This is a genomic window from Serratia sp. 25CWL12 (assembly GCF_055790885.1).
In genome coordinates this window covers 2,428,593-2,442,168 of sequence record NZ_CM147698.1, presented here as the reverse complement: position 1 = coordinate 2,442,168, position 13,576 = coordinate 2,428,593, and the positions used below count along the sequence as shown (strand labels likewise).

At 47.8% G+C, this 13,576-nt stretch carries 15 protein-coding genes and 1 tRNA gene; 5 read left to right on the top strand and 11 right to left on the bottom strand.

Annotation, left to right across the window (positions count from 1 at the left end; all coding sequences use genetic code 11):
- Window positions 1-34: 34 nt before the first annotated feature.
- Window positions 35-769, top strand: a complete 735-nt coding sequence (locus ACX9GV_RS10535) for a Crp/Fnr family transcriptional regulator (RefSeq protein WP_473195481.1) — start codon at window positions 35-37, stop codon at window positions 767-769.
- Between the two features lie 358 nt (window positions 770-1,127).
- Here the strand turns inward: ACX9GV_RS10535 and ACX9GV_RS10530 are convergent, their stop codons facing one another.
- The 5 genes from ACX9GV_RS10530 to ACX9GV_RS10510 all read right to left on the bottom strand — a co-directional run bounded on the left by ACX9GV_RS10530 (window position 1,128) and on the right by ACX9GV_RS10510 (window position 4,417).
- Complete coding sequence (locus tag ACX9GV_RS10530; RefSeq protein ID WP_473195480.1) at window positions 1,128-1,373, bottom strand: glycine zipper domain-containing protein; 246 nt, start codon at window positions 1,371-1,373, stop codon at window positions 1,128-1,130.
- 27 nt (window positions 1,374-1,400) lie between these two features.
- Complete coding sequence (locus ACX9GV_RS10525; protein WP_473195479.1) at window positions 1,401-1,883, bottom strand: hypothetical protein; 483 nt, start codon at window positions 1,881-1,883, stop codon at window positions 1,401-1,403.
- Between the two features lie 287 nt (window positions 1,884-2,170).
- A complete protein-coding gene (locus ACX9GV_RS10520; RefSeq protein ID WP_473195478.1) occupies window positions 2,171-2,503 on the bottom strand; it encodes a BON domain-containing protein in 333 nt (110 codons plus the stop codon).
- 217 nt (window positions 2,504-2,720) lie between these two features.
- A complete protein-coding gene (locus ACX9GV_RS10515; protein WP_473195477.1) occupies window positions 2,721-2,867 on the bottom strand; it encodes a lmo0937 family membrane protein in 147 nt (48 codons plus the stop codon).
- Between the two features lie 698 nt (window positions 2,868-3,565).
- The gene (locus ACX9GV_RS10510; protein ID WP_473195476.1) at window positions 3,566-4,417 is read right to left on the bottom strand and encodes an aldo/keto reductase; all 852 of its coding nucleotides are present in this window, start codon (window positions 4,415-4,417) and stop codon (window positions 3,566-3,568) included.
- Between the two features lie 108 nt (window positions 4,418-4,525).
- Here ACX9GV_RS10510 and ACX9GV_RS10505 point away from each other — a divergent pair, with 108 nt between their 5' ends.
- A complete protein-coding gene (locus ACX9GV_RS10505; RefSeq protein ID WP_473195475.1) occupies window positions 4,526-5,413 on the top strand; it encodes a LysR family transcriptional regulator in 888 nt (295 codons plus the stop codon).
- Window positions 5,414-5,444: 31 nt separating this feature from the next.
- Here the strand turns inward: ACX9GV_RS10505 and ACX9GV_RS10500 are convergent, their stop codons facing one another.
- The 5 genes from ACX9GV_RS10500 to ACX9GV_RS10480 all read right to left on the bottom strand — a co-directional run bounded on the left by ACX9GV_RS10500 (window position 5,445) and on the right by ACX9GV_RS10480 (window position 10,042).
- The gene (locus ACX9GV_RS10500; RefSeq protein ID WP_262186265.1) at window positions 5,445-6,518 is read right to left on the bottom strand and encodes an alpha/beta hydrolase; all 1,074 of its coding nucleotides are present in this window, start codon (window positions 6,516-6,518) and stop codon (window positions 5,445-5,447) included.
- A gap of 169 nt (window positions 6,519-6,687) precedes the next feature.
- Window positions 6,688-7,158, bottom strand: a complete 471-nt coding sequence (locus ACX9GV_RS10495) for a (R)-mandelonitrile lyase (RefSeq protein WP_174334496.1) — start codon at window positions 7,156-7,158, stop codon at window positions 6,688-6,690.
- A gap of 54 nt (window positions 7,159-7,212) precedes the next feature.
- Entirely contained in the window at window positions 7,213-7,635 is a 423-nt protein-coding gene (locus ACX9GV_RS10490) for a carboxymuconolactone decarboxylase family protein (protein WP_260514189.1), read from the bottom strand.
- Between the two features lie 263 nt (window positions 7,636-7,898).
- Entirely contained in the window at window positions 7,899-9,338 is a 1,440-nt protein-coding gene (locus tag ACX9GV_RS10485) for a heavy metal sensor histidine kinase (RefSeq protein ID WP_473195474.1), read from the bottom strand.
- Window positions 9,339-9,349: 11 nt separating this feature from the next.
- Window positions 9,350-10,042 (bottom strand): heavy metal response regulator transcription factor, encoded by a 693-nt coding sequence (locus ACX9GV_RS10480; protein WP_473195473.1) that lies wholly within the window; start codon window positions 10,040-10,042, stop codon window positions 9,350-9,352.
- A 329-nt stretch (window positions 10,043-10,371) separates the two neighbouring features.
- Between ACX9GV_RS10480 and ACX9GV_RS10475 the strand changes: the two genes are divergently transcribed.
- From ACX9GV_RS10475 to ACX9GV_RS10465, 3 genes are all read left to right on the top strand, one after another.
- Window positions 10,372-11,361: an alpha/beta hydrolase gene (locus ACX9GV_RS10475; protein WP_473198017.1), complete on the top strand. Its 990-nt coding sequence runs from the start codon at window positions 10,372-10,374 to the stop codon at window positions 11,359-11,361.
- A 169-nt stretch (window positions 11,362-11,530) separates the two neighbouring features.
- Window positions 11,531-12,196: a flavodoxin gene (locus ACX9GV_RS10470; RefSeq protein WP_473195472.1), complete on the top strand. Its 666-nt coding sequence runs from the start codon at window positions 11,531-11,533 to the stop codon at window positions 12,194-12,196.
- Between the two features lie 14 nt (window positions 12,197-12,210).
- Window positions 12,211-12,885 (top strand): DUF4405 domain-containing protein, encoded by a 675-nt coding sequence (locus tag ACX9GV_RS10465; protein WP_065683270.1) that lies wholly within the window; start codon window positions 12,211-12,213, stop codon window positions 12,883-12,885.
- A gap of 401 nt (window positions 12,886-13,286) precedes the next feature.
- On the opposite strand, the gene ACX9GV_RS10460 is transcribed toward ACX9GV_RS10465, so the two are convergent.
- Window positions 13,287-13,362 (bottom strand) — tRNA-Asn (locus ACX9GV_RS10460).
- Window positions 13,363-13,576 lie beyond the last annotated feature (214 nt).

The window sequence follows — 13,576 nt, the reverse complement described above, 5'->3', positions numbered from 1 at the left end:
ACACAAGGCCACACACAATAAGTGATGAAAAACCGTGCCAAACAATCAAAATAGCCTTATCGCGTTGTTACCCCACCAAGAGCGGCGGCATCTTCTGTCTGTTTGCGAACAGGTTGAACTGACGTTTGACCAAGTCATGTGTGAATCGGGAGTGCCTATGCTTTATGCTTATTTTCCCAGTGATGGGGCCATCTCCTTGCTTGCGGCCATCGACAGGCATGCAGGGCTTGGTGTTAGCATGGTGGGCCGCGAAGGTATGCTCGGGACGCACTTGATGTACGGAGTTGTTAACGCTCCATTGCAAGGATTGGTGCAAGGGACTGGCGTTGCTTGGCGCGTGGACCATTGCGTATTTCTGAGTCAATTGATGCATAGCACAGCCTTACAACGCATTCTGGCACACTACACTTATGTGACGATGGCCCAGTTTGCATTGTCGATTGGTTGTCAGCGTTTTCATGAGCTTGACGCACGGCTCGCCCGCTGGTTACTGATGCGACATGATCGCGCGCTATCTGACAGTTTTATGGTCACGCATGAATCATTGGGGCATATGCTGGGGGTACGTCGTGTCGGAGTGACGATCGCCGCTGGTGCCTTCCAAACACAAGGGCTCATAGGTTACAGCCGGGGAACACTGACGGTACTTGATCGCCGGGGGCTTGAGCAGGCAGCGTGCAGTTGCTATCTAAGTGATCAGTCTCTATACACAAAATACATGTCATCGGCAACGAATATAAAGACACAAACTGGCGATAGGTTTAGCTGATGAAAAAGCGAACGAGTGTATATAAACTGGTTGTTTATCCAGCACCTTCGATGTGGTGTATTGATAAACCAGCAATGGGTGCTCTGTAGCAAAGTTTGGTGGTAAGCCACTTTTGGGTGAGCGGCGGCAGACAACTCAATATCCACCACCGGTAAGGTTTTTAGCGCGGGTTGCAAGGACCCCAGCAGTATCAGGTGCCCTTGGTGCAGCAGCGACTCCTCGAATCGGTTTGCGTTATCAACCAGAAAATTTCTATTAATTTGTTGATTCCTGTTTCTTCCTTTTAGCAGCTTATTTTTCGCCGCAATAACAGATGTTAGAACAGGACCTTAGATCAATTTTTTATCCAAAGCTCAGGTTATTTGGCGTGGTGGTTCTGTTGGGATTTGCCATAAAGCCCGCCCGCCAAGCCGCCCAAGGCACCACCTACCGCAGCGCCAACAACCCAGTTGCCACCTGTCAATGCGCCAATGCCAGCACCAGCACCTGCGCCGATGGTAGCCCCTGAAAGGCCACCTTGCTGTGTTCTTGACATATTGGAACAGGCCACTGGGCCGGCAAAAATCACCAATGCCAGTATGCTGATCATAGTAATTTGTTTCATCGTCTTATCCTTTTGTACCCTGCGCTATTACAGGTTTTTTTGTTTTTGACTTTTCATGACCTCGCGGATTCGCTTGGGAGTATCTTTTGCAGCAGCAGGTGAAGTCGATTCGATTCTGGGCTGCACCAGGTTAACCCACAACACTTCAAGGACAAGTTTGTCTTTTTCGCCAGGGTTATTGGAAATATAGCGGTTTACATTGCCGCGCAGACTATTAATGCTCATGCCGTCCATACCCTGCGCCCAGGTGCCGATCATACTTTGTGAAAGCGGTAAAAGGCCCTTTTGTCCTTGCCATTCTTTTTCCAGCTCAACAATACTGACTAAACCCACCAAAAAAGAATTTTGCTCCTGTTCAGAAGATTCGCTCCAGTCCTTCAGGGTAACAACAGGGGCTGTGGCCGCTTTAACATCCGTTTCTGCCAGCGCATGGCCAGAAAGTCCCATGGCAACAGAGAAGGTTAATATGCCAAGGTAGTAACTCATTTTTTTCGGTACTATGTTGGTCATTATATTTTCCTTATATATATTGTTTTAGCGTTATGTGAATAAAGAGACAGTAAAATTATCGCTAAACTGCACAATTAAATTACCGTTATACCTCCATGTGCTTAACGTGTGAGCACCCACTAGAGCTGTTGCAACAGCATGTAGATAAAAGTCAATATATACGCCAACTCTGGAAATAATGATCTGGCTTTAGTAACAGGGGGAAATAATCGGATAACAATAAAGCCAAGACCATTGCAAAGCACTATTTTTGTATGCTTTTTGGACCGTATTTCTACGGAATACGTCTATTTCACTACTTGCAAATTATTGACAACCTGTTTTACGCCATGGGTCCGTTGCGCTACGGTAGCGGCAAGTTGCGCGTGCTCTACACTGTTTGTTGTGCCAGAAAGAACCACAACACCCTCTTTGGTATCCACACTGATCTGCATGGAAGAAAGCCCTTTTTCTTTCAGAATGTTGGTTTTTACCTTTGTGGTGATAAGCGCATCATCCATATATTCGCCTGAGGTTTGGCTGGACGTCGTATCAGCCGCTTCAACGCTTTGCGGTATACCCATGCCCAATGCGCTTATGGCTAAAAAGCTAAGTAATACAGATAGTTTTATTGTTTTCATGGTATATATTTCCTTGTTGAATTGGGGAGGGTTGGGGTATTTACTCTACGTTCCCTAGGGACGACGAGAATAAATCATCACATTTAAAACCCCACTTGTTAAGTGAATTAATTTTAGAATATAAATACTTCACTCTAATATTTAATTTCACCAGTTAGAATCTTCACTACGTTTTTGTATCTTGTGACTTGCATTGTAAAGCGACTTGTCGAAATGATTAAATTCTTCTGCGTTGAATAATCCGCAGGAGAATAATAATCACAGCCACCACCAGCAGCACGTGAATAAATCCACCCATGGTATAGGAAGAAACAAGGCCCAGAGCCCATAAAACCAATAGGATGATAGCTACGGTCTCAAGCATACATGCCTCCATATTTGCTACAGAATGACTAACTGAAACGAAATAACAATAGCCGTATTTATAAAACCTGTCGGTGCGTTACAGCACTTAGCCATTCGTCATTTTACCTGATGACCCATGATCCTCAGTCATCGTCAAGCACCGATATAACATCGGCGGGTTTGCCACTACCGATGACCCAATTGAACACCAGGATAATTAAATGAATATTATCTTGTAAATAATTCGAGTCATTTGAAGTGTGACGAGTATCAACGTAGCTCTCTGGTTTTCCTGTCTTTTTTAGGTAAATTCCTAATGAAAACCGAGAGGCCATTTGTATACAGCCCGCCCGTTGGTCGCACTAAAGAGATGGCAGGGCAGATACCCAAGGCCAGTTGCCACTCTTTTCCATCATGGCGGTATGGGAGATGTCGATGGTCACCAGGCCGAAATGCAAAAACCCCGCTCAGTTGCCTAAGCGAGGTTTTCTAAATTTGGCTCCTCTGACTGGACTCGAGCTTTTATTTAAGTATTTGATTTTATTATTTTAAATTGACGTTTATTGGTGGCTGGGCCCCCAATAAAGCCCCTAAAATATTTGCATGTAATAATTGTGATGTATATCTCATTTTAATGGTGACACGACAGTGAGAGCCCGGTGTTTCTCCATAATGGAGTGACTATTCACTTTAGAACTACTATGAGTATGTGGATGCTTAAACATCCAGTTTGCGGTTGGCCAGCCACTCAACCATTGCCGGATCGCGATGAGAGAAGAAGGCACTGGTGGCCGTATCCATTGCAGCTATCTGTGTCATCTCCATCGCACTGAGTTCAAAATCCAGGATGTTGAAATTTTCAATCATGCGCTCCTTGCGAACGGATTTAGCCAGTGAAACGATGCCACGTTGATAGATCCAGCGCAGGACGACCTGGCCGACACTCTTGGCGTATTTCTTGCCAATCTCTGTCAAAATTGGATTCTGAAACAGACCATTGCGGCCTTCAGCAAAAGGTGCCCAAGCCTCAGGCTGGATAGCCCGACTGCTCATCCAAGGCACGGCATGAAGTTGTTGGTTAAACGGATTAACCTCGATCTGATTGATTGCGGGGGGAATGGTGTTAAACGCCATCAGATCCGCGAGGCGGTCGGGATGAAAATTACTGACCCCAATCGCTCGGATTTTGTCGGCAGCAAGCAACTCTTCCATTGCACGCCACGCACCATGAACGTCACCGTAGGGCTGGTGAATCAGATACAAATCAACGTAATCAAGCTGTAGACGATTCAGTGAGCGCTCAAATTGTGCTTTTGCACCTGCATAGTTGGTGTCTTGCAACCAGAGTTTGGTGGTGACAAAGAGTTCATTGCGTGCAATGCCGCTTTGCTTCAGGGCATTACCCACCTGTGTCTCATTCTGGTAAGAGGCGGCAGTATCTATAAGACGATATCCGGTCTCTATGGCATCAATAACAGCCCGTTCGCATTCGGCGGGGTCTGTCATCTGAAAAACACCAAATCCCAGCAATGGCATCTGAATACCGTTATTCAATGTTACCGTGTTCATGATCTTGTCCTGTGTAAATGTATCTATACCAAGAAGCATAACGCACGCACTGTAATAAGATTAGATGCTATAATCTGCATGCCTTTATTAGTTGGACTAATAAATAGAATGGAAAACTACAATGATCTGGCCACGTTCGCACTGGTCGCCAAAGAGCGTAGCTTCACCCGGGCAGCAGCGAAGCTGGGTGTCTCTCAGTCAGCCCTGAGTCAGACTATCAGGGGGCTTGAAGAGAAACTGGGCTTGCGGTTACTCACTCGCACAACGCGTAGCGTTTCTCCCACAGAAGTTGGAGAACAAATTCTTAATCTGCTTTCGCCGCGACTTGAGGAAATTGAAACCGAAATCGCGCGGCTAAAAGCACAGAAGGAACGCCCGGCAGGCACTCTTCGCATAACTGCGGGGGAACACCCAGCGGTGTATATCGTTCAGCCTGCGCTGACAGCGTTTCTGGCGGAATACCCTGATATTCGTGTCGAACTGATGGTCGATTACGGGCTGTCAGATATTGTGTCGGAGCGCTATGACGCCGGTGTCCGGCTCGGAGAGCAGATAGCCAAGGATATGATCGCGGTACGCATCAGCCCGGATATTCGCATGGTCGTCGTCGGCTCACCGGATTACTTTTCTACCCATCCAGTGCCGCAGCATCCTCAGGAACTGACTCAACATAATTGTATTAGTATTCGGTTACCGACTTATGGTGGCATCTTCCCCTGGGAATTTGAAAAAGAGGGAAGGGAAATTAAAGTTCGGGTGGATGGGCAGTTAGTTTTTAATAATATAGCCTTACGGCTCAATGCCGCACTGTGCGGTATCGGTCTTGCCTACATACCCGAGGATATTGTTAGCGAGCATATTGCAGCCGGACGGTTAATCACCGTTTTGCAAGATTGGTGTCCGTTTATTGCGGGTTACCACCTTTACTATCCTAATCGGCAGCATACTTCCCCTGCGTTTACGTTGCTGTTGAATGCGCTCCGCTATAAACAATAGTGGAGTCACCAACGACTCCACTATTTATTTATCACTGAAGATTTTTATCTTTCAGGAATTTTGAGACCAGATCGGCAATTTCAACGTTATTCAAATCAGAGAAGGGGAAATGAGTATTTCCTTTAATGCCAATTTCCGGCAGATGGATAACCGTTACGTCTCCGCCATGTTTATTCACTACATCCCGCCATTGACGCGCAACAGCCAACCGGGCGCGCCAGCTATCCTGTGCAGGCAAGGCCGTCGGTTTATCCGGGATATTGTCGCCGTAGATAATCAGAACAGGAATTTTGGTCAGTGCCATAAACTGATCCAGGGGCACCGATTCCCCTTTTACGGTATCAAAGGCGTTCTTGGTTGGCGGCGGGACTTCGCTTTGTGGAAAGACAAAGCTGCTGCCAGGTTCAAACGCGACTATCCCTTTTACGTTGGCATTCTTCATCGCCGTAAACCAGCCGGGGCCTCCCCCCTGAGAGTGGGTAAACAGAATGGCCGGGCCGGATTTATCCACGACGGCCGACATGGCATCCGCAATCACATTGATATCAAAGGGGCCGGTGTTGGGGGTCATCTGACGGTAGTACTGGTTTAATGTCTCTTTATCGTGGGAGAACTGTACACCCTCGAAGAAATCGGGCCAGACACCCAGACGGAACTGATTAAACCATAGTTGCTCATCGGCAACCGGTTTGACGGTTCCCTCCACCATACTGCGACCGGCGTTCCCCCGACGTGGTTGATCAACCAGATAGGTCGAGAAACCACGGCGCAAGAAGATGTTCTGAAAACCCTCGCGGCCGTCCGGTGTGCTTTCCCATGTTCTGGCGGACTGTCCAGCACCGTGCAGCATCACAATGGGATATTTGTGTGGGTTCTCTGGGATCTGATAAAACACAGAAGCGTGATCGCCATGATAGGTCTGGCCTGTCGGATCCAGCGGTTTTTTCGCATCAAACTGCCCTGGTGTCGTAACGACAGCGCCACCTGCGGCAAAACTTCCCTGAGACTGGATAACCAAGGGGGTTGTGGGGGCAGCAAAGGCAGATTGAGAAACCAATCCGCCAACCAACATACAGGCGGTGAGTGTTTTCAGTAAGGTTTTCAAGATATTTTCCTCATGTCATCGCGGATAACTGAATCATAGAGAGATTTTCACAAATGACTATGCTGTTAAAACGCATGAGTTAATAAGCTGAGCTAATTAACGCGGGTACTTTTTGCGCCCAATAAATAATATGTTTGAGCGCAATGTATTCCGCTAAACCGTGGTTTCATCAATGTGGGTATTGCTCGTCCGTGACTTTTTCCATCCACGTCACGGTTTTACCGTCCTGTGATTCTGAAACAGCAATATGCACCATCGGCTCTGTTGCGGATGCGCCATGCCAGTGTTTGACACCCGGCGGGATCCAGACCACATCGCCAGTTTTGATTGGCTGGGCCGATCTTTCCCATTCCTGTACCCAACCCGTGCCGGAAGAGACGATGAGTGTCTGTCCAAGGGGATGCGTGTGCCAGGCTGTTCGTGCTCCGGCTTCAAATGAGACGGTTCCCCCAGAAATTCGGGCCGGGGCAGAGCCTTTAAACCGTGAGTCAACCTTGGCCGTGCCGGTAAAGTACTCAGGAGCACCCAACGTCGTGGGTTGTGAGCCCGCAGGGCTGACGGTCACTGCCTCCTGCGTTGCGGCAATAGCCTGCGTACCGGGCAGTAAAAGCGCCGCCAGTGTGATAAGGAAGATTTTCATATCTATTCAATCCTTTAACGAGAGAAATACCCATTAATCCATTGCAGAAAAAAACTATTTCCCTTCTTTAAACACTTCTTTTGCAATGGATATCGCTGTTACCGCCGTTGGCCACCCTGAATAGAAAGCAAGCTGGGTGATGGTTTCGACCAACTCTTCCTCAGTGACACCGTTCTGGCGAGCCAGACGCAGATGAGAACGCAACTGGTCAGGACGATCCATCGCCACCAGAGCACTGACGGTCACCAGGCTCCGATCACGTTTTGAGAGCTGTGGCCGTTCCCAGATATCGGCATACAGGACATCGTCAGTGAGTTGCGCCATCTTGGGGGCGATATCCCCCATCAATTGTTGCGCCCGAGACGGTTTTTCTGTTTTATTTTTCGCCGCATCCTGCGCGTGAGCAAGGGGGGTCATTGAACCGGCAAAGGTAAGAGCGGTGCAGAGCAGGTACTGCTGAATCTTGTTTTTCATCATCCATTTCCTTTGTTATCGGCACGATTAAAGATGGGAGGGTTATGTCGGTGACGATAACGTGAGTTTACAGAATGCTTCATGTCACCAGGCTGACCGCTGCCTGACAAGTTTGTCAGAATCGGTGCTGAAGCTATTTTCACCAAAGGAAAGGGAGGTTTTTGCGATAAGCGAAGGCCTGTGACAACGCGAATATCGAGTGAATACAGGTTATGCGTGATTGATTACCCCTTAAGCAAAGTGAGTTAAGCCATAATTAGACGTTCTTAATTTTTAACCTGCGCTGCGATGCCAAACCTCACATAACGTTGTGCCTCTTTTTCAGCGAGTTCACTGTTTATGGCGAGAGTCAGCCCGAAGGTATTGATCCCATTCTGGCTACTGGCAAACACATCGCCACGATGCATTATCGCCACCGCCCTGACGATGGAAAGTCCGAGTCCATGGTGTGTATCACTGCGTGTACGGGAAGGATCAGCACGATAAAAACGTTCAAACAAACGTTTCAGGTGCTCATCTGAGATGGCTGCACCCATGTTGGCGACCGCGATGGAGGCCAGATTATTCTCTCTGCCGATCGTCACCTTCACGGTGGTACCAGGAACAGCATGTCGGGCGCTGTTTTCCAGTAAATTCGCTAGAGCGCGGTGGAAAAGTCGCCGATCAATGCGTGCCGTGAGATCTCCCTCGACATGAATAGACAGGTTTTTTTCAGCAAAGGACGGCTCCACATACTCCGTGGTCTTGTAGGTCTCTTCACTCAGAGACACGTCGGTTAACTGGGTTGCATGCTCCCCAGCCTGAGCATGGGAGAGAAACAGCATATCGTTGACGATAGAGGTCATTCTCTCGAGTTCTTCCAGATTGGACTCCAGTAACTCTTCGAGTTCATGCGTTTCGCGTTGCCGTGACAGACCGAGCTGCGTTTGCCCCATCAGATTGGTCAGCGGGGTTCTCAGTTCATGAGCCACATCGGCGTTAAAACTTTCAAGTTGTCGCCAGGCGATTTCCTGTCGTTCGAGTACGCCATTGAATGCCACGGCCAGCTTTTGCAGTTCATCCGGCAGCGTTGAGGTATCCAGGCGCTGCCCGTGATTTCCCGGTGCAAGGTGATGGGCCTGAGCGCTGAGTTTGTTGACAGGGCGCATGCCTATTCTGGCAATCACAAACCCCAACTGGGCCACTAATAAAACACCGATTGCGCTGATGAAGATCAGTGTACGGGTAAATTCATTCAGGGTACCCATATACGGTGTGGAGTCGATGGCCACTACATAGCGCAGTGCGGGGCGCTCCCCTTGGGCAGGAATTTCTGACATCAATAAAAACAGCGAGCATGACTCTTCTGTGGCACCGGGAACTTTGCTGAATCCTTTGCTCAGCGAAGCCCAGGTTACCCCGCTAGGTGGCGGGCCACCCACCTGAAGCCGGGGATCCTCACTGAGGATCCAATACTGTACGCGGCCACCCTCAGCCGTGGCCAAATCGGTAAATTTGGTCGTCAGCGTTTGCCAGCCGTCCAGCGTGGTGCGGGAGAGGATCCAGGGTGCCATCAGCGACTCCCTGAACTGCAATTCGTTATGCATCTGCTTTTGCAATGAATCATGCAAGGAACTCCGCAGCACAATACCCAGAACTGAAACGATCAGTATGGAGGCCAAGGCAAACATCAGCGCCAATCGTCCAGAGATAGAACGCTTAATCATGATAACTCTCTCTATTTAGCCTGGCGTTCGGGGCGGGTTTCAAGGACATATCCCATGCCTCGCACTGTATGCAGCAGTTTGACCGGGTAGGGTGCATCAATTTTCGCCCTCAGGCGTTTTATCGCGACCTCAACCACATTGGCATCGCTGTCAAAATTCATGTCCCAGACCTGCTCTGCAATCATCATTTTTGAAAGGATCTCTCCCTGATGTCTGGCTAACAGGCTTAACAGAGCGAACTCTTTTGCGGTCAGTTCAAGACGTTCACCGGCTCTTGTGACACGCCTTGCCAGCAGGTCCAGATGCAGATCGTTAATGTGCAATTGAGTGACATCTACGCCATCACTCGGACGTCGCCGCAACAACGCCTGGATACGGGCAACCAGTTCAATCAGCGAAAAAGGTTTAGGCAGATAGTCGTCTGCACCCTGACGCAGACCCTTGACACGTTCATCAACCGAACCGCGAGCAGATAACATCAGCACCGGGGTTTGCTTGCTGGCGCGAAGACCTTCCAGAACGCCATAACCATCCATGCCAGGCAACATGACATCCAGCACAATCGTATCGTAATCATACTCAAGGGCCAGGTGCAATCCGTCCGTACCGTTGGCTGCCACATCTACGGTAAAACCCAGTTCGCTGAGTGCGCGATTGATATAGGAAGACGTCTTCACCTCATCTTCTACCAAGAGTAACCGCATGTTCGTATCTCCTTTACCCATCAGGGCAATAAACGTCTTATTTCACTTATCTTAGCGGTTCATGACCAACACCAAGCTGACATTTTCCTGACATTTTTGTCAGAAAAGTATTTTTCTAACTGACAGAAATGTTATCTGGCCGTCATGCTGATGTCAGCATGCCCCCCGTAGACTACCTGCAAGCCTACCCCCCTCGCAAAAAAGACCAAAAGGAGTGTCGGGGTAATACGTTGTTTATTTTAGATATCTGGAGGTTTCTTGAAATGAAATACAACGTTTTTAAAACAACATTATTAGCGGCAGTGATCACTCTTTCATCGGGGGGCGCAATGGCAGCAGATTATAAATTAAATCCGTTTACGTTGACCTATGACGGCGCGCTTACTGAAAATGTGAAAGGAAAAGTCAATATTCACCCGGTCACTTACAAGTTGAATGGGCTGGACATTGCAGCCAACGTGTATACCCCGGCGAATTATGACCCCGCTAAAAAATACCCGGCAGTCGTTGTGGCTCACCCCAATGGCGGCGTGAAAGAGCAGGTTGCAGGCTTGTATGCCCAGCGTCTGGCAGAACAGGGCTACATTACCATTACTGCTGATGCGGCGTATCAGGGCGCGAGCGGTGGTTTGCCCCGCAATGTCGACAAACCGGCGTACCGGATTGAAGACATTCACGGCATGGCAGATTTCATCACCCAGTATCCTGGCGTAGACACTGTCCGTTTAGGCCTGCTGGGTATCTGCGGAGGAGGAGGCTACTCCTTGAAGGCAGGGCAAACTGACAAGCGATTTAACGCCATTGCTACGTTGAGCATGTTTGACTCTGGCCTGGTCAGACGCAACGGTTATCAGGATTCACAACTCGCCACGATACAAGAACGTCTAAAGCAAGCATCTGATGCGCGAGCACAGGAGGCCTCTGGCGGTGAGGTTATTTATCTGGGGGATGCCAAGCTGACGGATGAACAAATTGCCAAACTGCCGTTTGACCTCTATCGGCAGGGTTTTGAGTACTACGGCAAGACTCACGCACACCCCAACTCGACCTTCAGATACACCGCCAGCAGTCTGCTCGACTTAATGAGATTCGATGCGGCAAGCAATATGGATTTAATTAATAAGCCACTATTGATGATAGCAGGCAGTAAAGCCGACTCTCTGTATATGAGTGAAAAAGCGTTTAAAGGCGCGAGCAACGCGAAAGATAAGGAACTGTTCCTGATTGACGGTGCAACCCATATTGAAACCTATTGGAAGCCGGAATATGTGAACCAGGCCATGGGGAAACTGGATCAGTTTTACGGGAAAAACTTATAAGAATAAAGCGACTCACACCCTTCTCTTATCTTGCGTCAACACATGCGGATAGAAGTATCACTTTGTCTGTTATGCCGCTGCCATAGTTATTTTTATGGCAGCAGTATCGGCCTGCCCAGCGAAGGCATTGACGATCACGGATGACTCACTTTACCTCTAGGCGAACGCTATGAATACATTACGGTTCACTTCACTGAAAAAATATCTGATTTTATTTCTGGCGTTCACTGTCAGTAGTGTAAATGCAAAAGACGAGGCAGTAGATGGCAACACGCGACGGATCCTGATTGTCTATTTCTCTCAACCTGAGGATGTAAAATTAGACGGGGTCGATGGTATATCGGGGGCGAGCATATTACAAAAAAACAGTGTCGTTCTGGGAAGTACCCAATATGTGGCACAGATTATCCAGAAGGAAACCGGTGGCGATTTATTCCGAATTGAAACGGTTAAACCCTATCCACGTCAGCATGATACCCTGTTGAAATATGCTGAACAGGAAGTGAAAGATGGGGCTCGACCCGAATTGAAAGAAAAAATACCCAACCTTGCTGATTATAACCAGGTATTCGTCGGCTATCCCATCTGGTGGTACAAAATGCCGATGGTGATGTACAGCTTTTTTGAACAGCATGATTTTAGTGGAAAAATGCTTATCCCCTTTACTACCCATGGTGGCAGTCGTTTCTCTGACTCGTTGCGCGAAATCAAACGTCTTCAACCCAATGCACAGTTGGTAATCCAGGGCCTCGCCATCTCAAGAAATGATGTGACGGATGAGGATACGCCAACGGAGATTATCAACTGGTTAAGAAAATTACCGAATAGGTTGTGATAGCAGGTCAGTGAATGAAAGCAAAATATAAATTCCAAGTTGTGCAGGATATAGTAATGATGATTATCCTGTTGTCGCTGATGGGATTTCATCTGTGGGGGGAAAGTATTCATGAATGGTTGGGTATGGTCTTTTTAATGTTCCTTTTTCTCCATAATGGGCTAAATATTCACTGGTTTAGAAAACTGGTTCAGGGGAGGTATTCTGCTTTCAGGTTCATGCAAGTCAGCGTAAATCTCTTACTGGTACTGCTACTGTTATCTGCCATTATCAGTGGACTGATGTTATCAAAACATCTCTTGCCTGATTTACCCATTCACAGTTCCTCTGATCTGGTCAGAAAGGTCCACATGACCAGTGTTCATTGGGGGCAAATCATCATTGCCGTCCATTTGGGCATGCACTGGAAAATGCTGGCCAATTTTTTTGCTAAGGTCTGGAATATTTCACCCCTCTCGTTTCTCTCAACGCGATTGATGCCCGCTATTTTCTTCAGTATTACGGTGTATGGACTGCATGCTTTCATTTGCCGCAATTTACTACCCTATTTGCTTCTTCAAGTCGATTTTGCCTTTTTTAATTTTGAAGAGTCTACGGTTTTTTTCTATTTTGACTTCTTTGCTATTACCATTTTATTTGCATCTCTGATGCGGTTTACAGGGGCTATTTATTCACATTGGCAAGGTTAATTGGTTCGGTATGAAAATTCGCAAAAAATAGTGGGATCACCATCGTTCAGTTAATCAGTGGGGGCAGTTCAGAGATACCCGAATTTTAGACCGTTAGCCGGGCACTGAAAAGCAAAAATCCCGCTTAGGCAACTAAGTGGGATTTTCTAATTTGTTCCGTGAGCTCGGATTGGCTATGTTCTGCAAGTTGATCGGTCTAAACTGATGACATTATTGGGATAATGGCGCTAGAAATGGCATAGCCAAGGATACCATAATTTAGCCGATTCGAGTCCCAATGAAGCCCCCAAAATGTTGGATGCCAGTATACCAATATGGAACAGAGTATAATTTGATTTGAAAAAAGGGATCTTACTTTGAGACACCATGGACAACAGTGGCTGTCCATGGCATTAAATTTATGGCTCCTCTGACTGGACTCGAACCAGTGACATACGGATTAACAGTCCGCCGTTCTACCGACTGAACTACAGAGGAATCGTGTGAACGGGGCGAATAATAGCGGGGCGAATTGCCTTTGTCAAAGCTCTAACATGGGTGCAACGTGCGTTTGCTGACAGATTGAACATATTGCCTTGTTTTTCGACATGGTAACTCAAGTTAAATCAAAATCATGCAGGGGACTTATCATACGGCCCTTGCTCGGCCTTGCTCCAGAACAAGGTCTGGTCAGCATCATTCACACTTGTTA